Source organism: Escherichia sp. MOD1-EC5433, assembly GCF_002966005.1.
Taxonomy (GTDB): domain Bacteria; phylum Pseudomonadota; class Gammaproteobacteria; order Enterobacterales; family Enterobacteriaceae; genus Escherichia; species Escherichia ruysiae.
Map to the genome: position 1 here is coordinate 124,292 of NZ_PTRL01000003.1, position 25,557 is coordinate 149,848.

The window sequence follows — 25,557 nt, forward strand, 5'->3', positions numbered from 1 at the left end:
GTAAAATTAATGACATCAGTTAAGGAGTTCGCCATGAAACATGACCATTTTGTTGTTCAAAGCCCGGATAAACCTGCCCAACAGTTGTTACTGCTTTTCCACGGTGTCGGGGATAACCCGGTGGCAATGGGGGAAATCGGTAGCTGGTTTGCACCGTTGTTTCCAGATGCGCTGGTGGTAAGTGTCGGTGGTGCTGAGCCGAGCGGTAATCCGGCGGGGCGTCAATGGTTTTCGGTGCAGGGCGTAACGGAAGAGAATCGCCAGGCACGGGTGGATGCCATCATGCCGACGTTTATTGAGACGGTACGCTACTGGCAGAAACAGAGCGGAGTAGGGGCTAACGCTACGGCGCTGATCGGTTTCTCACAAGGCGCGATTATGGCGCTGGAGAGCATTAAAGCCGAACCGGGTCTTGCCTCACGCGTCATCGCCTTTAACGGACGCTATGCCAGCCTGCCGGAAACAGCTTCTACTGCTACAACAATTCACCTGATCCACGGTGGTGAAGATCCGGTTATCGATCTGGCTCATGCGGTCGCGGCACAGGAAGCGTTAATTAACGCCGGTGGAGATGTGACGCTGGATATCGTGGAGGATTTAGGTCATGCGATCGATAATCGCAGTATGCAATTTGCCCTGGATCACTTGCGTTATACCATTCCGAAACATTACTTCGACGAAGCGTTAAGCGGCGGTAAGCCCGGCGATGATGATGTGATTGAAATGATGTAAAAGACAGGTGCCGGATGCGTAGGCCGGATAAGGCGTTCACGCCGCATCCGGCTATGATGCCTGATGCGACGCTGACGCGTCTTATCAGGCCTACGGTTGAGCGCCAGACATTATCCGGCCCCTCCAGCTTACTTCTTCGGTTGATCCTTCTTCGGCCAGTCGTCGTCATCGTCCCATTTATCGTTGAAATCACGATGTGGGGGAAGCTCCGGCTTGTTGGCGAGAAATTTCTTATGGTCGACGCGCTTGAGATCTTTGATCACATTCAGCAGGACGCCTACCAAAAAGACAATCACCAGAATCCACCAATATTTAGCCAGCCAGTCCATGCTTATTTCCTCTTGCAGAACCACTCATCAGGCGACGAGCTGTTCCATGATTCGTTGATACATACGGGCAAGTAGCTGCAGGTCGGCAGCGTTCACACATTCATTAATTTTATGAATAGTGGCATTGACCGGCCCAAGTTCCACCACCTGCGCCCCCATGCGGGCAATAAAGCGCCCATCGGACGTTCCGCCAGTGGTCAGTAGCTGCGGTTTAATTTCATTATAGTGCTCAACCGCGTTGACGACCGCATCCACCAGTTTACCGCGTGCAGTCAAAAATGGCTGCCCGGAAAGCCACCAATCGACCGTATAACGCAGTTGATGTTTTTCCAGCAGGGCAAGCACCTGTGCTTTGATCATCTCATCAGTAAGTTCGGTGCTAAAGCGGAAGTTAAACTGTACAAACAGCTCACCCGGAATGACATTATTACTGCCAGTACCTGCCTGAATATTGGCTATTTGCATACTGGTTGCCGGGAAAAATTCATTGCCCTGATCCCACTCGATAGCCACTAACTCATTGAGGAAAGGGGCTGCACGATGTACAGGGTTATCTGCAAGGTGTGGGTAGGCCACATGCCCCTGCACGCCATGAATAGTAAGGTTACAGGTCAACGATCCGCGACGGCCATTTTTCACTACATCACCGACCACTTCGATACTCGACGGTTCGCCAACCAGGCAGTAATCCAGCCGTTCACGGCGTGCCATTAAGGTTTCCACCACTTTGACCGTGCCGTTGTGGGCGCTGGCTTCTTCGTCTGAGGTGATCAGAAACGCCAGTCGACCTTTATGGTTGGGATGTTGCGCGACAAAGCGTTCTGCTGCTACCACCATCGCCGCCAGCGACCCTTTCATATCTGCCGCGCCGCGCCCGAATAACATACCGTCGCGAATGGTCGGTTCAAATGGTGGATTGATCCAACGGTCGGCATCGCCAGGCGGTACAACGTCGGTATGTCCGGCAAAGGCTAACGTTTCTCCCTGTCCACGCCACGCCCAAAAATTCTGCGTATCCGCAAAGTCCATGCGTTCGATGGTAAAACCGATCGCCTGTAAACGTTCGGTAATGATTGCCTGACATCCTGCGTCATCAGGACTTAAGGATGGGCGGCGAATAAGCTGCTGTGTCAGCTCAATAACCGGACACGACATAGACTACACCTCATAGGAAAAATTGCTGATAACTGGATTCACTGAAAACCAGCAGCATAGGCTTCCCTGGCGCGCAGAGCAATGGGCGTTTGATAATAGCAGGCATTTCAGTCATTAATGCCGCCGCAGAAGCCGCATCGGTGATTTTATTGCGCGTGGTATCATCCAGTTTACGCCAGGTAGTACCACGGGTGTTGAGTAACGCTTCCCAACCTAATTCGTTGATAAAACCGTTCAATAATTCGCTGTCCAGCCCATCAACGCGATAATCATGGAAACGATAGTCGATGTTATTGGTTTCCAGCCAACGGCGAGCCTTTTTAATGGTGTCACAATTTTTAATGCCGTAAAGTGTAACCATAATGAATCCTTTTTCGATTTATAAGAATAAATACTCATTTAACGGTCAATACATTTTCCCGGCAAATGAATATCAGGGAATATAACATTATTAAGGTGTTTCACTTAACAATTATTAAATAACTGTGAGCATTTTGAATGCAATTATTAAGAATATTCCCCTAGGTATCTGTATGTATTTCAAACAGAATTAAGCAAGTATTAGAATCCGTATGAATCTGTTGAAATGTTGCTTTGCATCACATAAAAATCCCTGTCTCAGGGCCATAGTATTTACATAGGTTTTGCCCCGGAGGTAGTAATCACTGCAATCGAATAAATTAGCTTCACCACGGTATATTGTTTCCGTAGAATACCCATAATTATAAGAGAGGTTGTTATGATTGAACGTGAACTGGGGAACTGGAAAGACTTTATCGAAGTTATGCTTCGCAAGTAATTGCCAGGACAGAAGGTAAAATGAAAGAACCTGATGAACAGGTTCTTTATCAGAAAGTTGAAAAAGGCGACACGTTGGCATGTCGCCTTTTTTATTACTTATTCCGGGCGTGGTTTCAGAGGGAAACGACGGCGTACCAGCACAAAGAACAGCGGCACGAAGTAAATCGCCAGAATGGTGGCGGAGATCATTCCCCCCATTACGCCAGTACCCACCGCATGTTGACCACCGGAGCCAGCACCGCTGCTGATTGCCATCGGCAGTACGCCGAAGATAAACGCCAGCGAGGTCATCAGTATCGGGCGTAAACGCTGGCGGCAGGCATAAAGCGTCGCTTCAAACAGGTCGTGACCTTTTTGGTTCATCTCGTTAGCGAACTCGACAATGAGGATGGCGTTTTTCGCCGATAAACCAATGACCGTTAATAGACCCACCTGGAAGTAAACGTCGTTTTCCAGCCCGCGCATCCAGGTTGCCAGCAGCGCGCCGATGACCCCCAGCGGCACGACCAGCATTACGGAGAACGGCACCGACCAGCTTTCATACAGCGCCGCCAGACACAGGAATACCACCAGTAATGAAATGGCGTACAGCGCCGGAGCCTGCGCGCCAGAAAGCCGTTCCTGATACGACATCGCCGTCCACTCCAGGCCAAAGCCGTTTGGCAACTGCTTCACTAACGATTCCATAATATCCATCGCCGTACCGGTACTGACGCCAGGTGCGGCCTCCCCGACAATTTCAACTGCGGAATAGCCGTTATAACGTTCCAGACGGGGCGAACCTGTCTCCCAGCGGGAGGTCGCGAAGGCAGAGAAGGGCACCATCCCACCGTCTTTGTTACGCACATACCACAGGTTGATATCATCCGGCAGCATCCGATACGGCGCGGCGGCCTGCACATAGACTTTCTTCACGCGACCGCGATCCATAAAGTCATTTACATAGCTCGAACCCCACGCGGTTTGCAGCGTGTCGTTAATATCGTCAATAGCAACGCCCAGCGCCTGAGCTTTACGCTGGTCGATATCAATCTGTAACTGCGGACTGTCATCAAGACCGTTATGGCGCACGCGGGTTAATTCCGGATTTTCCGCCGCCAGCGCCAGCAACTGGTTACGTGCAGCCATCAGCGCATCGTGACCCGCTCCGGCGTGATCCTGCAACTCCATATCAAAACCCGCAGAACTGCCAAGACCGCTGATTGCCGGCGGGCTGCTGGCGATAACGCGGGCTTCTTTAATCTTATTAAATTCTTTCGTTGCACGTTCGATAATGGCAAACGAAGTGCCGGTTTTACTGTCGCGCTCACTCCAGTCTTTCAGGCGGATAAACATACGCGCCACGTTTTGCCCGTTGCCGCCAGGGCCTGAACCGACCGTGGCAAATACCGACGTGATGTTGTCTTTCTCATGAGTGAAGTAATACTTCTCGATCTGTTCCACCACTTTCAGCGTCTGTTGCTGGGTCGAACCGCTGGGTAGCTGCACCGAGGTGGTGAACATGCCACGGTCTTCCAGTGGCAGGAAGGACGTCGGCAAACGCAGGAACAGAAACACCATACCGCCAAGCAGCAGGACATAAATCACAATCCAGCGCAGGCTGCGGTGGAGAATTTTCGCCACCCCTTTCTCGTAGCGTTCGGCGTTACGGTTGAACATCTGGTTAAACCAGGCAAAAAAGCCTTTCTGCCCGTGATGCTCACCTTTTTTCAGTGGCTTAAGTAGCGTGGCACACAGCGCCGGAGTGAGGATCATCGCCACCAGCACCGACAGCACCATCGCCGCAACAATGGTAATAGAGAACTGGCGATAGATAGCTCCGGTGGTGCCGCCAAAGAAGGCCATTGGCACAAATACCGCCGACAGCACCATCGCAATACCGACCAGTGCCCCCTGGATCTGCCCCATCGATTTACGTGTAGCTTCGCGAGGAGTGAGTCCTTCCTCACTCATAATACGTTCGACGTTTTCCACCACCACGATGGCGTCATCCACCAGCAGACCGATCGCCAGCACCATCGCAAACATGGTTAAGGTGTTGACGCTGTAACCGAAGGCGTAAAGCACGGAGAAAGTGCCCATTAACACCACCGGCACGGCAATAGTTGGAATCAGCGTAGCGCGGAAGTTTTGCAGGAACAGATACATGACGAGGAAAACCAGCGCGATAGCTTCTAACAGGGTTTTCACCACGTCTTCAATGGAGGCTTTAACAAACGAGGTGGTTTCATACGCCACCTTATATTCCAGCCCGGGAGGGAAGTATTGCGCCAGTTCGTCGAGCCGGTTCAGTACCAGCTTCGCTGTGGCCATTTCGTTCGCGCCGGAAGCCAGTTTTACCCCCAGACCGGAGGCTGGCTTGCCATTAAAGCGGCTAAGATAATCGTATTTCTCCGCCCCCATTTCGACGGTGGCGACATCGCCCAGTTTCACTTCCGAACCGTCCTGATTTACCCGCAAGGTGATATCGCGGAACTGTTCAGGCGTTTGCAACAGCGACTGGGCGTTAATGGTAGCGTTCAATGCCTGTTTATCGACAGAAGGTGTACCGCCAAGCTGTCCGACCGCAATCTGCGCGTTCTGTGATTCAATGGCGTCGGTTACATCTTTAGCCGTCATCTGGAAGCTGTTCAGTTTTGCCGGATCAAGCCAGATACGCATCGAATACTGTGAACCGTAGGCGTCGATATCACCAACGCCGTTAACGCGACTTAACGGGTCCTGAATATTACTGGCAACGTAGTCGGCAATATCCTGCTTATCCATCGAACCATCGGTAGAGACGAAGGCAATGGTCAGGATGTTAGTATCGCCGGTTTTACGTACTGTCACGCCCTGGTTTTGTACTGCCTGTGGGAGTTTACGCATGGCCGATTGCAGCTGGTTTTGCACCTGCTGCACCGCCTCGTCCGGGTCGGTTCCGGCTTTAAAACTTAAGGTGACTGATGCCTGACCAGTGCCGCTGCTTTGTGACGACATATACATCAGGTTGTCGAGGCCAGTCATATTCTGCTCGATAACCTGGGTCACGGTGTTTTCCAGCGTCTGGGCCGATGCGCCGGGATAGTTAGCGGTCACTCGCACGTTCGGAGGCGCGAGATCCGGGTATTGTTCAACGGGCAATGAAAAAATCGCCAGGGTTCCTGTCAGACATAACAGGATTGCCAGTACCCAGGCAAAAATGGGGCGATCAATAAAGAAATTCGCCATTAAAAGAGGACCTCGTGTTTCTGCGTATCGTTGTAGGCTTGACTTGCTTCACTGTAGCGGCAAGGTACGAGCCAATCGTGGAGAAAAAAAGGAGATAATGTAAATTATCATTCCCTTTTATACTGAACCTTAAGTGCCCGTATTCTTTGGTCAACAAGAGGTATTACATCAGTTGACTTTCCTCACCCGCCGCAGAGCGAAAGCTAATACTCACTAACGTGCCGCCACCGGAAGGTTGTGAAAAAGTCAGCGTTCCGCCCAGTCGTTCCGCGCGCTCGCGCATAATATTCAGGCCATAATGGCCTTCAGGTTCTTTCGGTTCACCGATGCCGATCCCGTTATCACGAATATAGACCGTGTGATTGCCGTCCGGCGCAGTGACGCAGCTAACGGCGATTTCGCTGGCATTGGCGTGCTTCATCGCATTCAGCACCGCTTCACGAATAATTTGCAACAAATGCACCTGCATTTGCGCATCCAGCGCCAGGGTTGGCAGACGGCAGTCGAGGGTCAGTTTGGCGCTGGTTTGATTTTGTAACGTATCCAGCATTTCCCGCAGCGCGGAGGGAAGATCCGCCTGCTGCAGCGTCAGGCGGAAAGTGGTCAACAGTTCGCGTAACTGCCGATACGCATCATTCAATGCCTGAGAAAAATCGGCCATGATACTTTGTGCGGTGGCGTTATCTTCCGGTATCGAACGTTTCAGTAATGTTAACTGGATACGCAAATAAGAAAGCACCTGAGCCAGTGAGTCGTGCAATTCGCGGGCGATGGTCGCGCGTTCTTCCATCAGCAGCAACTGCTGAAAATGCTTCTGTGCCTGGTTAAAGTACAAACCGCGCCCCAGCATCGATGAAACGCTATTAAGCAGCGGTTCGGAGGCCGACACGTTGCTGTTTTGCCAGTGCAGCTCGCCGTAAACCGTCTCTTGCATGGTCACCGGTAAAATCTGCATCGGCAGTTGCGGGTTGGGCTTTCCTTCGCTAATCCGCCAGTTTTCACCGACATTTAACTCCAGATATTCAGCCGCTTCATTGTCGCGAACAATCTGCAAAATATGGCGGAAACAATGCACATCAATCTGGCTGGTGTTCAGCGCCTGAGAACACTGATACAACACCTCCAGACGGCGCTTGGCCTCGTGGAGATCGCGGGTTTTTTCTTCTACTGACGCTTCCAGCGAACGGTACAATTTATGCAGTTCGCTCGACATCTGGTTAAAGGTTTTGGCCAGCAGTCCCAGCTCATTGGGCAGGCTGGTATCCAGCGGCGGTGAGCCGAACTGCCCGTGTTCAATACGCTGACTGGCGGTAACCAGCTGATTCAGTGGGGCAACGACCTGATGGCGTATGCGGCGCAGAGTAAAAAAGACCAGTGTGAAAATACCGATGCCGCCAGCCAGCGAAATCGCCACCACCAGCAACATTTTGCGCTCAGCGTAGTGCTGTAAAGCCAGCACGAACAGGTCTATCTGATTGACATAATTATCGATATTGGCCTGATACCACGGCAAATCACCCTTGCTGAGCCGATTATTCATCTCCAGCCAGTTGGCATTCAGATGCGCATAGCGGGTTTTTACTGCCTCTGGCACATACCAGACGTTGAGATTGGTTAATACCGGTGAATGCAGTGCCTGCTGGAACAGCTGACGATGCGCATTGAGTTGTGGACTGCCACTTTGCAAGTCGTAGCCCAGGCGGTAACTCTGCATACGCAGCGATCCGGCAATATTGATCGCCTCAGCGTCGCGCAAACTGCTCGCCAGAGTTAGCAGAGCGATACCCGTGGAAAGAATCGACAGCAGCACAATGTAAAAAAAGGCCCTGGCCAGACTGGCCGAGACGGGTCGTTTAACAATCACACGCGTCTTCTCCACATAAAATCATTAATGTTCCAGATTGTTGAAACGCAATTTAGTCAGTGATGGGATTATTTGATCTGCCACAGTTTATAGCGAAATAGTTACTTGTTCTGGGCACATGGACATTGCCGATTCCCCTGCAAGTCGGGTAATAACAACACTCATATAAAGAATAAGGTTTTTACAACCAAAAAAGAAGGTCGTTATGAATCGTTTTATTATGGCCAACAGTCAGCAATGTCTGGGTTGTCATGCTTGTGAAATCGCCTGTGTCATGGCTCACAATGATGAGCAACATGTCCTGAGCCAACACCATTTTCATCCCCGAATTACGGTTATCAAACATCAGCAGCAACGTAGTGCAGTGACCTGTCACCATTGCGAAGATGCGCCCTGTGCCCGTAGCTGCCCCAATGGCGCTATCAGCCATGTTGATGACAGCATTCAGGTCAATCAGCAAAAGTGTATTGGCTGTAAATCCTGCGTGGTGGCCTGTCCGTTTGGCACCATGCAGATTGTCCTGACACCCGTCACAGCGGGTAAAGTGAAAGCCACGGCACATAAATGCGACCTGTGTGCAGGGCGAGAAAACGGCCCCGCCTGTGTCGAAAACTGCCCTGCGGATGCGCTGCAACTGGTCACCGACGCCGCACTCTCCGGCATAGCGAAATCCCGCCGCTTGCGTACTGCACGTCAGGAACATCAACCGTGGCATACCAGTACAGCGGCACAAGAAATGCCGGTAATGAGTAAAGTCGAGCAAATGCAGGCAACGCCCGCGCGCGGCGAGCCGGATAAACTGGCAATTGAAGCGCGCAAAACCGGCTTTGATGAAATTTATCTGCCGTTTCGCGCCGACCAGGCACAGCGGGAAGCCTCGCGCTGCCTGAAGTGCGGCGAGCACAGCGTTTGTGAATGGACCTGTCCGCTGCATAACCATATTCCGCAGTGGATAGAACTGGTGAAAGGCGGAAATATCGACGCAGCCGTCGAGCTTTCTCACCAGACCAACACCCTGCCGGAAATTACCGGACGCGTTTGTCCGCAAGACCGTTTGTGTGAAGGTGCCTGCACTATTCGCGACGAACACGGTGCGGTGACTATCGGCAATATTGAACGCTACATTTCAGATCAGGCGCTGGCGAAAGGCTGGCGTCCTGACTTAAGCCATGTCACCAAAGTGGACAAGCGAGTGGCGATTATCGGTGCGGGTCCGGCAGGGCTGGCCTGTGCGGACGTCCTGGCACGCAACGGCGTGGAGGTGACGGTATACGATCGCCATCCAGAAATCGGTGGCTTGCTCACCTTTGGCATTCCTTCTTTCAAACTGGATAAATCGCTGATGGCGCGCCGTCGGGAAATCTTCAGCGCAATGGGGATCCACTTCAAACTCAATTGTGAAGTGGGTAAAGATGTCTCTTTGGATTCGCTGCTCGAACAGTACGACGCAGTCTTCGTTGGCGTCGGCACTTACCGTTCCATGAAAGCGGGCTTACCCAATGAAGATGCGCCGGGCGTTTATGACGCTCTGCCGTTCCTTATTGCCAACACCAAACAGGTGATGGGGCTTGAAGAGCTACCGCAAGAGCCGTTTATCAATACAGCCGGGCTAAATGTCGTGGTACTGGGCGGTGGCGACACCGCGATGGACTGTGTGCGCACCGCACTGCGCCACGGCGCAAGTAACGTCACCTGTGCCTATCGTCGTGACGAAGCTAACATGCCCGGTTCGAAAAAAGAGGTGAAGAACGCCCGCGAAGAGGGGGCTAACTTCGAATTTAACGTCCAGCCAGTGGCGCTTGAGCTGAATGAGCAAGGTCACGTCTGCGGGATTCGTTTCCTGCGTACGCGTCTTGGCGAGCCGGATGCACAAGGGCGTCGGCGTCCGGTGCCGGTGGAAGGCAGTGAATTTGTCATGCCAGCCGACGCGGTGATTATGGCGTTTGGTTTTAATCCGCATGATATGCCGTGGCTTCAGTCACACGGTGTAACGGTGGATAAATGGGGGCGCATCGTGGCTGATGTTGAAAGTCAGTACCGTTACCAGACGACGAACCCGAAAATCTTCGCTGGTGGCGATGCCGTGCGCGGTGCGGATCTGGTGGTGACTGCAATGGCGGAAGGGCGCCATGCGGCGCAGGGAATTATTGACTGGCTGGGGATAAAATCAGTCAAATCTCACTAATTCCATCCGCAGACAAACCCGACTTCACAGCGTAAGATACTTGTTCATTTCGCGCTGTGGAGTCGGTATGACGCAACAAATCACCCTCATCAAAGACAAAATTCTCTCCGATAACTATTTCACCCTACACAACATTACCTACGATCTCACCCGCAAAGATGGCGAAGTTATCCGCCATAAACGTGAAGTTTACGATCGCGGCAATGGCGCGACGATCCTCCTGTACAACGCGAAGAAAAAGACTGTAGTTCTGATTCGTCAGTTCCGCGTCGCTACCTGGGTTAATGGCAATGAAAGCGGGCAATTGATTGAAACTTGTGCCGGGTTGCTGGACAACGACGAACCCGAAGTGTGCATTCGCAAAGAAGCGATTGAAGAGACGGGCTATGAGGTTGGCGAAGTACGCAAATTATTTGAACTGTACATGTCGCCTGGTGGTGTGACCGAGCTAATCCACTTTTTTATCGCCGAATACAGTGACAGTCAGCGTGCTAACGCGGGGGGCGGCGTCGAAGATGAAGATATTGAAGTGCTCGAGCTGCCGTTCAGCCAGGCGCTGGAGATGATCAAAACCGGCGAGATACGTGACGGTAAGACGGTGTTATTGCTTAACTATTTGCAATCTTCACATTTAATGGACTGAAAAATAACAATAATATTTCGTTGTTTATTATTGGCTCAATCCGATAAATCCGATTGAGCCGCGCTACCTGCGCAACGAAGATACGACTTGTGCTGTTTGTTTGAACTTCTGGGGTCGTACCGTCCATGCGCTATCGCATTTTCCTTCTCTTTTTTTTCGCTTTGTTGCCGACGTCTTTAGCGTGGGCAGCACCAGCGCAACGGACGTTTTCTGACTGGCAGGTCACCTGTAACAACCAAAATTTCTGCGTAGCGCGCAACACAGGCAATCATAATGGACTGGTGATGACTCTCAGTCGCAGTGCCGGGGCGCATACCGATGCCGTTTTGCGTATTGAGCGCGGCGGGTTGAAGTCGCCGGATGCGTCGGAAGAGGCGATAGCGCCACGACTGCTGTTAGATGGCGAGCCGCTGGCGTTAAGCGGGGACAAGTGGCGGATTTCACCGTGGTTATTAGTGACCGATGATACGGCGACCATCACCGCGTTTTTGCAGATAATTCAGGAAGGGAAGGCAATTACCTTACGCGACGGCGCTCAGACCATTTCTCTTAATGGATTAAAAGCGGCGTTGTTGTTTATTGATGCCCAGCAAAAGCGCGTGGGTAGTGAAACTGCGTGGATCAAGAAAGGAGACGAGCCGCCACTCAGCGTACCGCCTGCGCCTGCGCTGAAAGAGGTTGCGGTAGTTAACCCAACGCCGACACCACTCTCACTCGAAGAACGTAACGATTTGCTGGATTATGGAAACTGGCGGATGAATGGTCTGCGTTGTTCGCTTGATCCGTTGCGTCGTGAGGTGAATGTCACTGCGCTGACCGATGATAAAGCATTGATGATGATTAGCTGTGAGGCGGGCGCCTATAACACCATTGATCTGGCGTGGATAGTGTCGCGTAAAAAGCCGCTGGCCTCGCGTCCGGTACGGTTACGTTTGCCGTTCAACAACGCTCAGGAAACGAATGAACTGGAGCTGATGAACGCGACATTTGATGAAAAATCGCGTGAACTGGTGACGTTAGCGAAAGGCCGTGGATTAAGTGATTGTGGTATTCAGACTCGCTGGCGCTTTGACGGCCAGCGTTTTCGTCTGGTGCGTTACGCCGCCGAACCGACCTGCGATAACTGGCATGGGCCAGACGCCTGGCCCACGCTTTGGATCACGCGTTGAGTGCCATCTGGCGGATGCGGCGTAAACGCCTTATCCGCCCTACGGTCCGGCGCGGTTTGTAGGCCTAATAAGACGCGTTAGCGTCGCATCAGGCAAACCGGCATCAGGCACCTTTCACTCCCAGTACCTTATGCGCTTTTGCCACAATATTCTCGGCGGTAAAGCCAAAGAACGGGAACAATTTATCCGCCGGAGCAGATTCGCCATAACCCGTCATCCCGACAATCGCACCTTTCAGGCCGACGTATTTGTACCAGTAGTCGGCGATGCCTGCTTCCACTGCCACGCGAGCCGCAACGTTAGAAGGCAACACCGACTCCCGATATTCCTCATCCTGGGCGTCGAAAATATCGGTCGAGGGCAGGGAAACCACGCGAACATTGCGACCTTCTCCCGCTAATTTCTCCGCCGCTTGCAGGGTGATTTCCATCTCTGAACCGGTAGCAATCAAAATAATATCCGGCTTGCCGCCGCTGTCTTTCAGCACATAACCGCCACGGGCAATCTCTTTTACCTGATCCGGCGTACGTTCCACCTGCGCCAGATTCTGCCTTGAGAGGATCAGCGCCGTCGGCCCGTTGTGGCGCTCAACCGCCAGCTTCCAGCCCACCGCTGCTTCCACCTGATCGCACGGTCGCCAGGTACTGAAATTCGGTGTTAAGCGCAAACTGGCCAGTTGCTCAACCGCCTGGTGCGTCGGGCCATCTTCGCCCAGACCAATCGAGTCATGGGTATAAACCATAATCTGCCGCGCTTTCATCAGCGCCGCCATCCGCGCGGCGTTGCGGGCGTATTCAACAAACATCAGGAACGTCGCGGTATACGGTACAAATCCACCGTGGTGCGCGATACCGTTGGCGATGGAGGTCATACCAAATTCACGCACTCCGTAGTGAATATAATTCCCTGCCAGATCTTCCTTCAGCGACACAGAACCTTTCCAGATGGTGAGGTTACTGGGCGCCAGATCCGCCGAACCGCCGAGCAGCTCCGGCAGCATAGGGCCGTAAGCGTTAAGCGTATTTTGCGACGCCTTACGGGTAGCGATTTTCGCCGGATTTGCCTGCAACTCATTGATATATTTCTGAGTCGTTTTCTCCCAGTCTTTCGGCAAACCACCACTCATCCGGCGGGTAAACTCTTCTGCCAGTTGCGGATGAGCCTTTTTATACGCGGCAAACTTCTCATTCCAGCTCTGCTGCGCTTTTTCGCCTTTTTCGCGGGCATCCCAGGCGTGATAAATCTCTTTGGGGATCTCAAATGGCGGATGGTGCCAGCCCAGTTTTTGCCGTGCCAGCGCCACTTCTTCTTCACCCAACGGTGCGCCGTGCGCCTCTTCCTTACCCGCTTTATTAGGCGAACCAAAGCCAATTACCGTGCGGCAGATAATCAACGACGGCTTATCTTTCACGCTTTGCGCTTCGAGAATCGCTTCCTTCACCGCCTGCGGATCGTGACCGTCGATTTCATGGATCACATGCCAGTGATAGGCTTCAAAGCGTTTTGCCGTATCGTCGGTAAACCAGCCTTCGGTTTCACCATCAATGGAAATACCGTTGTGGTCGTAAAAGCCAATCAACTTGCCCAGCCCCAGCGTGCCCGCCAGCGAACAGACTTCGTGGGAAATACCTTCCATCAGGCAACCGTCACCCATAAACACATAAGTGAAGTGATCGACAATCTCATGGTTCGGCTGGTTAAACTGCGCCGCCAGCGTACGTTCTGCTATCGCCAGTCCAACCGCGTTCGCCAGCCCTTGCCCCAGCGGTCCCGTGGTGGTTTCAACGCCTGGCGTATAGCCAAGCTCCGGATGTCCAGGGGTTTTCGAATGCAACTGACGGAAGTTCTTCAGCTCTTCCAGCGGCAGGTCGTAACCGGTCAGATGCAGCAAACTGTAGAGCAGCATCGACGCGTGACCGTTGGAGAGAATAAAGCGGTCGCGATCATACCAGGTCGGGTCGGTGGGGTTATGTTTAAGAAAGTCGTTCCACAGCACTTCGGCAATATCGGCCATGCCCATTGGCGCGCCGGGATGACCGGAATTGGCTTTTTGCACCGCATCCATACTGAGTGCGCGAATCGCGTTGGCAAGATCTTTTCGGGACATATAACACTCCATGGCTGGTTTATAGTTTGGCGGCAAGAAGATCTTCCAGTTTGCGTTGATCGACGGCGAACAGGCGGATGCCTTCAGACAGTTTTTCTACTGCCATCGCATCCTGATTGTGCTCCCAACGGAACTCCGCTTCGCTCATGGGGGTAGGGCGTGGGAATGTCTGAGAAGGCGGGATCAATTTGCGGACGACTGGCGAGACTTTTTCCTGCAACTCTTTCAGCAAGTTCGGTGCGATAGTCAGACGATCGCAACCGGTTAAAGCGAGGATTTGCTCGGTACGGCGGAAACTTGCGCCCATCACAATGGTTTCATAGCGGTGCTGCTTGAAATAGTCGTAGATATTACGCACCGATTTGACGCCCGGATCTTCTTCCACCACATACGGGTCCAGCGGCTTGCGCGCCTGATACCAGTCATAAATACGCCCGACAAACGGCGAAATCAGAAAAACGCCAGCTTCTGCACAGGCGCGCGCCTGTGCAAAGGAAAACAGCAGCGTCAAATTGCAATTAATACCTTCTTTTTCCAGCTCTTCTGCCGCGCGAATTCCTTCCCAGGTTGAAGCCAGTTTGATCAGAATGCGTGATTTCTCAACGCCCTGCTGCTGGTACAAATCAACCAGATGACGCGCTTTCTCAATACTCTTTTCTTTATCAAAAGAGAGGCGTGCGTCAACTTCTGTCGATACACGACCGGGTACGATTTTGAGAATTTCTGTACCGAAATTGACCGCCAGCTTATCGCAGGCAGCTACCACTTGTTGTTCCTGCGTTTGACCATTTTTTTTACCCCAGGCGATAGCATCGTCTATTAAATGCTCATATTGTGATAATCCGGCAGCCTTGAGTAATAACGAAGGATTGGTGGTGGCATCCTGAGGATGATAATGGCGAATGGACTCAATATCGCCGCTGTCTGCCACGACAGTGGTGAACTGTTTGATGCCGTCTAACTCGTTCATAGGAAATACTCCTTGAAAAGTAAAGTGTTAGGTGAGTGCGTTAATTCACACTTCTGAGAAATTTCGCTAATCGCATCAAAAAAGCATAGCAGACAGGCATGGTATTGCTGGATTAAGCAGGTAACATCAGTGTTATAGGATTATTGCCAAAATATTATTTTGATGAGGAGAGTTTGGACTTGCTCAAAGTCTGAAAGCTCCGGCAAGGTAATAATGTGCGCCATGTTGTGGGCTGAGGCAGTTGCCCGCTCATTTTTGTGAACGTTACGTGAAAGGAACAACCAAATGGATGACCAGTTAAAACAAAGTGCACTTGATTTCCATGAATTTCCAGTTCCAGGAAAAATCCAGGTTTCTCCTACTAAACCTCTGGCAACGCAGCGCGATCTGGCGCTGGCCTACTCACCTGGCGTCGCCGCGCCTTGTCTTGAAATCGAGAAAGATCCGTTAAAAGCCTACAAATATACTGCGCGCGGTAACCTGGTGGCGGTGATCTCCAACGGTACGGCGGTGCTGGGGTTAGGCAACATTGGCGCGCTGGCAGGCAAACCGGTGATGGAAGGCAAGGGCGTTCTGTTTAAGAAATTCGCCGGGATTGATGTGTTTGACATTGAAGTCGATGAGTTGGACCCGGACAAATTTATCGAAGTGGTCGCTGCGCTGGAACCGACCTTTGGCGGCATCAACCTCGAAGACATTAAAGCGCCAGAATGCTTCTATATTGAGCAAAAACTGCGCCAGCGAATGAACATTCCGGTATTCCACGACGACCAGCACGGAACGGCAATCATCAGCACCGCCGCTATCCTCAACGGATTGCGCGTGGTAGAGAAAAACATCTCCGACGTGCGGATGGTGGTTTCCGGCGCGGGGGCGGCCGCAATCGCCTGTATGAACCTGCTGGTGGCACTGGGGCTGCAAAAACATAACATCGTGGTTTGTGACTCGAAAGGCGTTATCTATCAGGGGCGAGAGCCGAACATGGCGGAAACCAAAGCCGCTTACGCGGTGGTGGATGACGGTAAACGTACCCTCGACGATGTAATTGAAGGCGCGGATATTTTCCTTGGCTGTTCCGGTCCGAAAGTGCTGACACAGGAGATGGTGAAGAAAATGGCTCGCGCGCCGATGATCCTGGCGCTGGCGAATCCGGAACCGGAAATTCTGCCGCCGCTGGCGAAAGAAGTGCGCCCGGATGCCATCATCTGTACTGGTCGTTCCGACTACCCGAACCAGGTTAACAACGTCCTTTGCTTCCCGTTCATTTTCCGTGGCGCACTGGACGTTGGCGCAACCGCTATTAATGAAGAGATGAAACTGGCGGCGGTACGTGCGATTGCTGAACTGGCTCATGCGGAACAGAGCGAAGTGGTTGCTTCTGCCTATGGCGATCAGGATCTGAGCTTTGGCCCGGAATACATCATTCCTAAACCGTTCGATCCGCGTCTGATCGTCAAGATTGCGCCAGCGGTGGCAAAAGCGGCAATGGAGTCTGGTGTGGCGACGCGTCCGATTGCCGATTTTGACGTCTACATCGACAAACTGACCGAGTTCGTTTACAAAACCAACCTGTTTATGAAGCCGATCTTCTCCCAGGCTCGCAAAGCGCCGAAGCGCGTGGTGCTGCCGGAAGGGGAAGAGGCGCGCGTTTTGCACGCGACTCAGGAACTGGTAACGCTGGGACTGGCGAAACCGATTCTTATTGGTCGTCCGAACGTAATCGAAATGCGCATTCAGAAGCTGGGCTTGCAGATCAAAGCAGGCGTTGATTTTGAGATCGTCAATAACGAATCCGATCCGCGCTTTAAAGAGTACTGGAGCGAATACTTCCAGATCATGAAACGTCGTGGGGTCACTCAGGAACAGGCGCAGCGTGCGCTGATCGGTAACCCGACAGTGATCGGCGCGATTATGGTTCAGCGTGGTGAAGCCGATGCGATGATCTGCGGTACGGTGGGGGATTATCACGAACACTTCGGCGTGGTGAAAAATGTGTTTGGTTATCGCGATGGCGTTCACACCGCTGGCGCAATGAACGCGCTGCTGCTGCCGAGTGGTAACACCTTTATTGCTGACACTTACGTCAACGATGATCCAGACGCAGAAGAGCTGGCGGAGATCACGCTGATGGCGGCAGAAACTGTCCGTCGTTTCGGTATTGAGCCTCGCGTTGCCTTACTGTCGCACTCCAACTTCGGTTCTTCAAACTGCCCGTCGTCCAGCAAAATGCGTAAAGCTCTGGAACTGGTCAGGGAGCGTGCGCCAGAACTGATGATTGATGGCGAAATGCACGGTGATGCGGCGCTGGTGGAAGCGATTCGCAACGACCGGATGCCGGACAGCCCCCTGAAAGGTTCCGCCAATATTCTGGTGATGCCGAATATGGAAGCTGCCCGTATTAGTTACAACTTACTACGTGTTTCCAGCTCAGAAGGCGTTACCGTCGGCCCGGTGCTGATGGGCGTGGCGAAACCGGTTCACGTATTAACGCCAATCGCATCGGTACGTCGTATCGTCAACATGGTGGCGCTGGCCGTGGTTGAAGCGCAAACCCAGCCGCTGTAATTCTTTCTTAACTCTTACGCTTACCCTGAATATTCAGGGTAAGCGGTTTATCGCAATATATCAGAAGGGATTATTACTTGTTTTTCGAATAATAAAGCGCGCCCTATAAAAATAAATCAATATCAATTTAATTATATTCATGTGCTGTACATGAAAATTTATGCATTAGATAAAATATCTCTCCATTCTTAGTGATCTACCTCACCTTTTAAACTCCCTTGCCGAATTTTGTTATTTACTCTGACGAAAAATTGTCACGATAGCGCCAGATTTTTCACAGGCGGCGACTCATGGATAAAGAACGCATCATTCAGGAATTTGTTCCCGGTAAACAGGTCACGCTGGCGCATTTAATTGCGCATCCCGGCGAGGAGCTGGCGAAGAAAATCGGTGTTCCCGATGCTGGCGCAATCGGCATTATGACGCTAACTCCCGGTGAAACAGCGATGATTGCCGGCGATTTAGCACTGAAAGCCGCCGATGTGCATATCGGTTTTCTTGACCGTTTTAGCGGCGCACTGGTGATTTATGGCTCGGTGGGCGCGGTAGAAGAAGCGTTATCACAAACCGTCAGTGGTTTAGGGCGCTTATTAAATTATACGCTTTGTGAAATGACCAAAAGTTAATGCGAGGCATTCATGAAACGAATTGCGTTTGTGGGTGCTGTCGGGGCAGGAAAGACAACGTTATTTAATGCGTTGCAGGGAGATTATACCCTCGCGCGAAAAACGCAGGCTGTGGAATTTAATAATAAGGGTGATATTGATACGCCAGGTGAATATTTTAGCCATCCCCGCTGGTATCACGCCTTAATTACCACGCTACAGGATGTGGACATGCTGATATATGTCCATGGCGCGAATGACCCGGAAAGTCGATTACCTGCCGGGTTGCTGGATATTGGCGTCACTAAACGGCGAATCGCCGTCATCAGTAAAACGGACATGCCGGATGCTGACGTCGCCGCAACGCGACAGTTATTGCGCGAGACTGGCTTTGAAGAGCCGATTTTCGAGTTAAACAGCCACGACCCGCAAAGCGTGCAGCAACTGGTGGATTATCTGGCATCTCTCACCGAACAGGAGGAAGCAGGTGAAAAAACTCATCACAGCGAATGATATTCGTGAAGCACATGCGCGCGGCGAACAGGCACTGTCCGTGGTTCTGCGCGCCAGCATTATTACCCCGGAAGCGCGAGAAGTAGCGGATATACTGGGGTTTACCATCAACGAATGCGATGAATCGACACCGGTAACGGCGTCCGTTCCTGCCAGCGCGCCTGCCGATAAAACCGAAAGCCAGCGTATCCGCGAAACCATCATCGCCCAGCTACCAGAAGGCCAGTTTACCGAAAGCCTGGTTGCGCAGCTGATGGAAAAAGTGATGAAGGAAAAGCAGTCGCTGGAGCAGGGCGCAATGCAGCCGAGCTTTAAATCAGTGACCGGCAAAGGCGGCATCAAAGTTATTGATGGCGGTAGCGTGAAGTTTGGTCGTTTTGACGGCGCGGAACCTCAATGCGTCGGGTTGACCGATCTGGTTACCGGAGATGACGGCAGCAGCATGGCTGCGGGTTTTATGCAGTGGGATAACGCCTTCTTCCCGTGGAAGCTGAACTATGACGAAATCGATATGGTACTGGAAGGTGAACTGCACGTTCGCCACGAAGGCGAAACCATGATCGCCAAAGCAGGTGACGTGATGTTTATCCCGAAAGGCTCCAGCATCGAATTTGGTACGACATCCAGCGTGAAATTCCTGTATGTCGCCTGGCCGGCGAACTGGCAATCCCTATGAAAGATTTCATTACCGAAGCATGGCTAAGAGCGAACCATACGCTCAGCGAAGGCGCAGAGATCCATCTCCCTGCGCACAGTCGCCTGACGCCCTCTGCCCGGGAGTTACTGGAAAGCCGCCATCTGCGCATCAAGTTCATTGATGAGCAGGGCAGCCTGTTTGTTGACGATGAACAGCAGCAGCCGCAGCGCGTTCACGGGCTGACCAGTAGCGATGAACATCCGCAGGCGTGCTGCGAACTGTGCCACCAGCCGGTGGTGAAAAAGCCAGACACGCTGACTCATCTGTCGGCGGAAAAAATGGTCGCTAAAAGCGATCCGCGCCTCGGTTTTCGCGCTGTTCTCGACAGCACCATTGCGCTGGCCGTGTGGCTGCAAATTGAACTGGCGGAACCGTGGCAGCCGTGGCTGGCGGATATCCGTTCGCGTCTTGGCAACATTATGCGCGCCGATGCGCTGGGAGAACCGCTGGGCTGCCAGGCGATTGTCGGGCTTTCTGACGAAGACCTGCATCGGCTTTCCCATCAGCCGCTGCGTTATCTCGACCACGATCATCTGGTGCCGGAAGCCAGCTACGGACGCGATGCGGCGTTGCTGAATCTTCTACGCACCAAAGTGCGGGAAACCGAGACGGTAGCGGCGCAGGTGTTTATCACCCGCAGTTTTGAAGTATTACGCCCGGACATCTTGCAGGCGCTGAACCGCCTTTCCAGCACGGTTTACGTGATGATGATCCTGAGCGTAGCGAAACAACCGCTAACGGTGAAGCAGATCCAACAACGACTGGGAGAGACGCAATGATTATTGAACGTTGCCGTGAACTGGCGTTGCGAGCGCCCGCCAGAGTGGTTTTTCCGGATGCGTTAGACCAGCGTGTGCTGAAAGCTGCGCAATATTTACATCAACAAGGTCTGGCGACACCTGTTCTGGTCGCCAATCCGTTTGAACTTCGTCAGTTTGCACTCAGTCACGGCGTAGCGATGGACGGGCTACAGGTGATTGATCCACATAGCAATTTTGCGATGCGGGAAGAATTTGCCCACTGCTGGCTCGCCCGTGCAGGCGATAAAACGCCGCCGGATGCGCTGGATAAACTCACCGACCCGCTGATGTTCGCCGCCGCAATGGTCAGCGCCGGTAAAGCGGATGTCTGTATCGCGGGCAATCTCTCTTCCACGGCGAATGTGCTGCGTGCTGGATTACGCATTATTGGTTTGCAGCCGGGCTGTAAAACGCTTTCCTCCATTTTCCTGATGCTGCCGCAGTACAGCGGCCCCGCGTTGGGCTTTGCCGATTGTAGTGTGGTGCCACAGCCGACGGCAGCGCAACTGGCGGATATCGCCCTTGCCAGCGCCGAAACCTGGCGTGCCATCACCGGAGAAGAGCCGCGCGTGGCGATGCTGTCGTTTTCCAGTAACGGCAGCGCCCGTCACCCTTGCGTTGCTAACGTTCAGCAGGCGACCGAAATCGTCCGGGAACGCGCGCCACAACTGGTGGTGGATGGAGAATTACAGTTTGACGCCGCCTTCGTGCCGGATGTCGCGGCGCAAAAAGCGCCTGCCAGCCCGTTACAGGGCAAAGCGAATGTAATGGTTTTTCCGTCGCTGGAGGCAGGAAATATTGGCTACAAAATCGCACAACGACTCGGCGGATATCGTGCCGTCGGACCGTTGATACAAGGACTTGCCGCGCCGCTGCACGATCTCTCTCGTGGTTGTAGCGTGCAGGAAATTATCGAGCTGGCGCTGGTGGCAGCCGTACCGCGCCAGACAGAAGTGAACCGCGAAAGCAGTTTACAAACACTGGTTGAATGAACGGTCCCGTTCTGGACCCTTATAAAGAGGAAAACACAATGGAAGCATTAGGAATGATCGAAACCCGGGGCCTGGTTGCACTGATTGAGGCTTCTGACGCGATGGTGAAAGCTGCGCGCGTCAAACTGGTCGGCGTGAAGCAGATTGGCGGCGGCCTGTGTACTGCAATGGTTCGCGGTGATGTTGCAGCCTGTAAAGCGGCGACCGATGCCGGTGCCGCAGCGGCACAGCGTATTGGCGAGCTGGTATCTGTCCACGTTATCCCGCGTCCTCATGGTGACCTGGAAGAAGTCTTCCCGATCGGCCTGAAAGGCGACAGCAGCAACCTGTAATCACCCTGTGTGACGTCGACTCGGGCGTCACGCTCTCTCCTTTTTCATTTTACCTTCCACGGAGGGTAGGGGGAGCTTTTACCTGAAATACGCCACGGAGGCGGGTATGAAACTGGCAGTCGTCACTGGACAAATTGTTTGTACCGTACGCCATCACGGACTGGCGCATGACAAATTGCTGATGGTGGAAATGATTGATCCACAAGGTAATCCTGACGGGCAGTGTGCCGTCGCCATTGACAATATCGGTGCGGGAACCGGGGAGTGGGTGTTGCTGGTGAGCGGCAGTTCCGCCCGCCAGGCGCATAAAAGCGAAACGTCACCGGTCGATCTGTGTGTGATTGGCATCGTCGATGAAGTGGTGTCTGGCGGTCAGGTAATTTTCCACAAATAAGGCAGAACATCATGAATCAACAGGATATTGAACAGGTGGTGAAAGCGGTACTGCTGAAAATGCAAAGCAGTGACTCGCCGTCCGCCGCCATTCATGAAATGGGCGTTTTTGCTTCCCTGGATGACGCCGTTGCGGCAGCTAAAGTTGCCCAGCAAGGCTTAAAAAGCGTGGCGATGCGCCAGTTAGCCATTGCTGCCATTCGTGAAGCTGGCGAAAAACACGCCAGAGAGTTAGCGGAACTTGCCGTCAGTGAAACAGGCATGGGTCGCGTTAAAGATAAATTTGCCAAAAACGTTGCTCAGGCGCGCGGTACGCCGGGCGTAGAGTGCCTCTCTCCGCAGGTGCTGACGGGCGACAACGGCCTGACGTTAATTGAAAACGCGCCCTGGGGCGTGGTGGCTTCGGTGACGCCTTCCACTAATCCGGCGGCAACCGTGATTAATAACGCCATCAGCCTGATTGCTGCGGGCAACAGCGTCATTTTTGCCCCGCATCCGGCGGCGAAAAAAGTCTCTCAGCGGGCGATTACGCTGCTCAACCAGGCGATTGTCGCCGCAGGCGGGCCGGAAAACTTACTGGTGACTGTGGCAAATCCAGATATCGAAACCGCGCAACGCTTGTTTAAGTTTCCGGGCATTGGCCTGCTGGTAGTGACCGGCGGCGAGGCGGTGGTGGAAGCGGCGCGTAAACACACCAATAAACGTCTGATAGCCGCAGGTGCAGGCAACCCGCCGGTAGTGGTGGATGAAACCGCCGACCTCGCCCGTGCCGCTCAGTCCATCGTCAAAGGCGCTTCTTTCGATAACAACATTATTTGTGCCGATGAAAAGGTACTGATTGTCGTCGATAGCGTAGCCGATGAACTGATGCGTCTGATGCAAGGCCAGAACGCGGTGAAACTGACCGCAGAGCAGGCGCAACAGCTACAACCGGTGTTGCTGAAAAATATCGACGAGCGTGGAAAAGGCACCGTCAGCCGTGACTGGGTAGGTCGCGATGCGGCGAAAATCGCGGCGGCAATCGGCCTGAACGTGCCGCAAGAAACACGATTGCTGTTTGTGGAAACCACCGCAGAACATCCGTTTGCCGTGACCGAACTGATGATGCCGGTGCTGCCGGTGGTGCGTGTCGCCAACGTGGCGGATGCCATTGCGCTGGCGGTGAAACTGGAAGGCGGTTGCCACCACACGGCGGCAATGCACTCGCGCAACATCGACAATATGAACCAGATGGCGAACGCCATTGATACCAGCATTTTCGTCAAGAACGGACCGTGCATTGCCGGGCTGGGGTTGGGTGGGGAAGGCTGGACCACCATGACCATCACCACGCCAACCGGTGAAGGGGTAACCAGCGCACGGACGTTTGTCCGTCTGCGTCGTTGTGTATTAGTCGATGCGTTTCGCATTGTTTAAGGAGTAACCGATGGCGCACGACGAACAATGGCTCACCCCTCGACTGCAAACTGCGGCAACGCTGTGTAACCAGACGCCTGCTGCGACGAAATCTCCGCTGTGGCTGGGGGTGGATCTGGGCACCTGCGATGTGGTGTCGATGGTCGTTGACCGCGAAGGTCAGCCGGTGGCGGTGTGCCTCGACTGGGCTGATGTGGTTCGCGACGGCATCGTCTGGGATTTCTTCGGTGCGGTCACCATTGTTCGTCGCCATCTCGACGCCCTCGAGCAGCAATTCGGTCGCCGTTTTAGCCATGCGGCGACGTCATTTCCTCCGGGTACTGACCCGCGTATTTCCATCAACGTGCTGGAATCTGCCGGACTGGAAGTGAGCCATGTGCTGGATGAGCCAACGGCGGTGGCGGATTTGCTGCAACTGGATAACGCCGGCGTAGTGGATATCGGTGGCGGCACCACCGGTATTGCCATCGTGAAACAGGGCAAAGTGACCTACTCGGCGGATGAAGCCACCGGCGGGCATCACATCTCTCTGACTCTCGCCGGAAATCGTCGTATTCCGCTGGAAGAGGCGGAGCAGTACAAGCGGGGTCACGGCGAAGAGATTTGGCCTGCGGTGAAACCGGTGTACGAAAAAATGGCGGACATTGTCGCGCGGCATATCGCGGGGCAGGGCATTACTGATTTATGGCTGGCAGGCGGCTCCTGTATGCAACCGGGCGTGGCGGAACTGTTTCGCAAACAATTCCCGGCGTTACAGGTGCATTTACCGCAGCACAGTTTGTTTATGACCCCGCTGGCGATTGCCAGTAGCGGGCGAGAGAAGGCGGAGGGGATCTATGCATGAATTGCAAACGGCGCTCTTTCAGGCGTTCGATACCCTGAATCTGCAACGGGTAAAAACATTTAGCGTCCCGCCGGTGACGCTTTGCGGCTCTGGTGCGGTGAGCAGTTGCGGACAGCAAGCGCAAACGCGCGGGTTGAAACATCTGTTCGTGATGGCAGACAGCTTTTTGCATCAGGCGGGGATGACCGCTGGGCTGACGCGTAGCCTGGCGGTAAAAGGTATCGCCATGACGCTCTGGCCGTGTCCGGTGGGCGAACCGTGCATTACCGACGTGTGTGCGGCTGTAGCGCAACTGCGTGAATCAGGTTGCGATGGGGTGATTGCGTTTGGCGGTGGATCGGTGCTCGATGCGGCGAAAGCCGTGGCGTTGCTGGTGACGAATCCCGATAGCACGCTGGCAGAGATGTCAGAAACCAGCGTTCTGCAACCGCGCCTGCCGCTGATAGCCATTCCTACTACCGCCGGAACCGGCTCTGAAACGACCAACGTAACGGTGATTATCGACGCGGTGAGCGGGCGCAAGCAGGTGTTAGCACATGCCTCGCTGATGCCGGATGTGGCGATCCTCGACGCCGCGCTAACCGAAGGCGTGCCGTCGCATGTGACGGCGATGACCGGCATCGACGCGTTAACCCATGCCATTGAAGCGTATAGCGCACTGAACGCCACACCGTTTACCGACAGTCTGGCGATTGGCGCTATTGCGATGATTGGTAAATCGTTGCCGAAAGCGGTGGGTTACGGTCATGACCTTGCCGCGCGCGAGAGCATGTTGCTGGCTTCATGTATGGCGGGAATGGCGTTTTCCAGTGCGGGGCTTGGGTTATGCCACGCGATGGCGCATCAGCCGGGGGCGGCGCTGCATATTCCGCACGGTCTGGCGAATGCCATGCTGCTGCCAACGGTGATGGAGTTTAACCGGATGGTATGCCGCGAACGTTTTAGCCAGGTAGGCAGGGCGCTGCGAACTAAAAAATCCGACGAGCGTGATGCTATTAACGCGGTTAGTGAGCTGATTGCAGAAGTCGGGATTAGTAAACGACTGGGCGATGTTGGTGCGACATCTGCGCATTACGGCGCATGGGCGCAGGCCGCACTGGAAGATATTTGTCTGCGCAGTAATCCGCGTACCGCCAGCCTGGAACAGATTGTCGGCCTGTACGCAGCGGCGCAATAAATGCCGGATGCGACGCTTGCCGCGTCTTATCCAGCCTACGGGATTGCACATGTAGGGC

General features: G+C 53.4%; 23 protein-coding genes. 16 read left to right on the top strand and 7 right to left on the bottom strand.

Going from position 1 to position 25,557, the window contains the following annotated elements; all coding sequences use genetic code 11:
- Positions 1-33 precede the first annotated feature (33 nt).
- Positions 34-732 carry an esterase gene (gene ypfH, locus C3D30_RS07465; RefSeq protein WP_000679838.1) on the top strand — a complete coding sequence of 233 codons (699 nt, stop codon included), beginning with the start codon at positions 34-36 and terminating at the stop codon, positions 730-732.
- Positions 733-860: 128 nt separating this feature from the next.
- On the opposite strand, the gene C3D30_RS07470 is transcribed toward ypfH, so the two are convergent.
- The 3 genes from C3D30_RS07470 to C3D30_RS07480 are packed head-to-tail and all read right to left on the bottom strand — an operon-like array spanning position 861 to position 2,577.
- The gene (locus C3D30_RS07470) at positions 861-1,061 is read right to left on the bottom strand and encodes a YpfN family protein (protein WP_000383836.1); all 201 of its coding nucleotides are present in this window, start codon (positions 1,059-1,061) and stop codon (positions 861-863) included.
- 27 nt (positions 1,062-1,088) lie between these two features.
- The gene (gene dapE / locus C3D30_RS07475) at positions 1,089-2,216 is read right to left on the bottom strand and encodes a succinyl-diaminopimelate desuccinylase (RefSeq protein WP_001277781.1); all 1,128 of its coding nucleotides are present in this window, start codon (positions 2,214-2,216) and stop codon (positions 1,089-1,091) included.
- Positions 2,217-2,226: 10 nt separating this feature from the next.
- Positions 2,227-2,577, bottom strand: coding sequence for an ArsC family reductase (locus C3D30_RS07480; RefSeq protein ID WP_105286684.1), 351 nt, complete (start codon positions 2,575-2,577; stop codon positions 2,227-2,229).
- 378 nt (positions 2,578-2,955) lie between these two features.
- Between C3D30_RS07480 and ypfM the strand changes: the two genes are divergently transcribed.
- Positions 2,956-3,015, top strand: coding sequence for a protein YpfM (gene ypfM, locus C3D30_RS07485; RefSeq protein ID WP_001386977.1), 60 nt, complete (start codon positions 2,956-2,958; stop codon positions 3,013-3,015).
- Positions 3,016-3,113: 98 nt separating this feature from the next.
- Here the strand turns inward: ypfM and acrD are convergent, their stop codons facing one another.
- Together acrD and narQ are read right to left on the bottom strand one after the other, a co-directional pair.
- The gene (acrD, locus tag C3D30_RS07490) at positions 3,114-6,227 is read right to left on the bottom strand and encodes a multidrug efflux RND transporter permease AcrD (RefSeq protein WP_001263109.1); all 3,114 of its coding nucleotides are present in this window, start codon (positions 6,225-6,227) and stop codon (positions 3,114-3,116) included.
- A gap of 163 nt (positions 6,228-6,390) precedes the next feature.
- A complete protein-coding gene (gene narQ / locus C3D30_RS07495) occupies positions 6,391-8,091 on the bottom strand; it encodes a nitrate/nitrite two-component system sensor histidine kinase NarQ (RefSeq protein ID WP_105286685.1) in 1,701 nt (566 codons plus the stop codon).
- Positions 8,092-8,296: 205 nt separating this feature from the next.
- Here narQ and aegA point away from each other — a divergent pair, with 205 nt between their 5' ends.
- From aegA to C3D30_RS07510, 3 genes are all read left to right on the top strand, one after another.
- A complete protein-coding gene (gene aegA / locus C3D30_RS07500) occupies positions 8,297-10,276 on the top strand; it encodes a formate-dependent uric acid utilization protein AegA (RefSeq protein ID WP_105286686.1) in 1,980 nt (659 codons plus the stop codon).
- Between the two features lie 67 nt (positions 10,277-10,343).
- A complete protein-coding gene (gene nudK / locus C3D30_RS07505; protein ID WP_010350316.1) occupies positions 10,344-10,919 on the top strand; it encodes a GDP-mannose pyrophosphatase NudK in 576 nt (191 codons plus the stop codon).
- 125 nt (positions 10,920-11,044) lie between these two features.
- Positions 11,045-12,088, top strand: a complete 1,044-nt coding sequence (locus C3D30_RS07510; protein ID WP_105286687.1) for a DUF1176 domain-containing protein — start codon at positions 11,045-11,047, stop codon at positions 12,086-12,088.
- 103 nt (positions 12,089-12,191) lie between these two features.
- On the opposite strand, the gene tkt is transcribed toward C3D30_RS07510, so the two are convergent.
- Both tkt and tal read right to left on the bottom strand, forming a co-directional pair.
- Positions 12,192-14,195: a transketolase gene (gene tkt / locus C3D30_RS07515; protein WP_105286688.1), complete on the bottom strand. Its 2,004-nt coding sequence runs from the start codon at positions 14,193-14,195 to the stop codon at positions 12,192-12,194.
- 19 nt (positions 14,196-14,214) lie between these two features.
- Entirely contained in the window at positions 14,215-15,165 is a 951-nt protein-coding gene (tal, locus tag C3D30_RS07520; RefSeq protein WP_105286689.1) for a transaldolase, read from the bottom strand.
- 285 nt (positions 15,166-15,450) lie between these two features.
- Here tal and maeB point away from each other — a divergent pair, with 285 nt between their 5' ends.
- The 11 genes from maeB to eutG all read left to right on the top strand — a co-directional run bounded on the left by maeB (position 15,451) and on the right by eutG (position 25,499).
- Positions 15,451-17,730 carry an NADP-dependent oxaloacetate-decarboxylating malate dehydrogenase gene (gene maeB, locus C3D30_RS07525; protein ID WP_105286690.1) on the top strand — a complete coding sequence of 760 codons (2,280 nt, stop codon included), beginning with the start codon at positions 15,451-15,453 and terminating at the stop codon, positions 17,728-17,730.
- Between the two features lie 290 nt (positions 17,731-18,020).
- A complete protein-coding gene (gene eutS, locus C3D30_RS07530; protein WP_000356956.1) occupies positions 18,021-18,356 on the top strand; it encodes an ethanolamine utilization microcompartment protein EutS in 336 nt (111 codons plus the stop codon).
- 12 nt (positions 18,357-18,368) lie between these two features.
- Complete coding sequence (gene eutP, locus C3D30_RS07535; protein WP_000820742.1) at positions 18,369-18,848, top strand: ethanolamine utilization acetate kinase EutP; 480 nt, start codon at positions 18,369-18,371, stop codon at positions 18,846-18,848.
- Positions 18,823-19,524, top strand: a complete 702-nt coding sequence (eutQ, locus tag C3D30_RS07540; protein ID WP_105286691.1) for an ethanolamine utilization acetate kinase EutQ — start codon at positions 18,823-18,825, stop codon at positions 19,522-19,524. The genes eutP and eutQ overlap by 26 nt, the downstream gene beginning before the upstream one ends.
- Positions 19,521-20,324, top strand: coding sequence for an ethanolamine utilization cob(I)yrinic acid a,c-diamide adenosyltransferase EutT (eutT, locus tag C3D30_RS07545; RefSeq protein ID WP_105286692.1), 804 nt, complete (start codon positions 19,521-19,523; stop codon positions 20,322-20,324). The genes eutQ and eutT overlap by 4 nt, the downstream gene beginning before the upstream one ends.
- Positions 20,321-21,337, top strand: coding sequence for a phosphate acetyltransferase (gene pta, locus C3D30_RS07550; protein ID WP_105286693.1), 1,017 nt, complete (start codon positions 20,321-20,323; stop codon positions 21,335-21,337). Before eutT ends, pta begins: the two co-directional genes overlap by 4 nt.
- 38 nt (positions 21,338-21,375) lie before the next feature.
- Positions 21,376-21,669 (top strand): ethanolamine utilization microcompartment protein EutM, encoded by a 294-nt coding sequence (eutM, locus tag C3D30_RS07555; RefSeq protein ID WP_000387713.1) that lies wholly within the window; start codon positions 21,376-21,378, stop codon positions 21,667-21,669.
- Between the two features lie 106 nt (positions 21,670-21,775).
- Entirely contained in the window at positions 21,776-22,063 is a 288-nt protein-coding gene (eutN, locus tag C3D30_RS07560; protein WP_000762196.1) for an ethanolamine utilization microcompartment protein EutN, read from the top strand.
- Positions 22,064-22,074: 11 nt separating this feature from the next.
- Positions 22,075-23,478 (top strand): aldehyde dehydrogenase family protein, encoded by a 1,404-nt coding sequence (locus tag C3D30_RS07565; protein WP_105286694.1) that lies wholly within the window; start codon positions 22,075-22,077, stop codon positions 23,476-23,478.
- Between the two features lie 10 nt (positions 23,479-23,488).
- A complete protein-coding gene (gene eutJ, locus C3D30_RS07570) occupies positions 23,489-24,322 on the top strand; it encodes an ethanolamine utilization protein EutJ (protein WP_000929743.1) in 834 nt (277 codons plus the stop codon).
- On the top strand, positions 24,315-25,499 hold the full coding sequence (gene eutG / locus C3D30_RS07575; RefSeq protein ID WP_105285176.1) for an ethanolamine utilization ethanol dehydrogenase EutG: 1,185 nt from the start codon (positions 24,315-24,317) through the stop codon (positions 25,497-25,499). The genes eutJ and eutG overlap by 8 nt, the downstream gene beginning before the upstream one ends.
- Positions 25,500-25,557 lie beyond the last annotated feature (58 nt).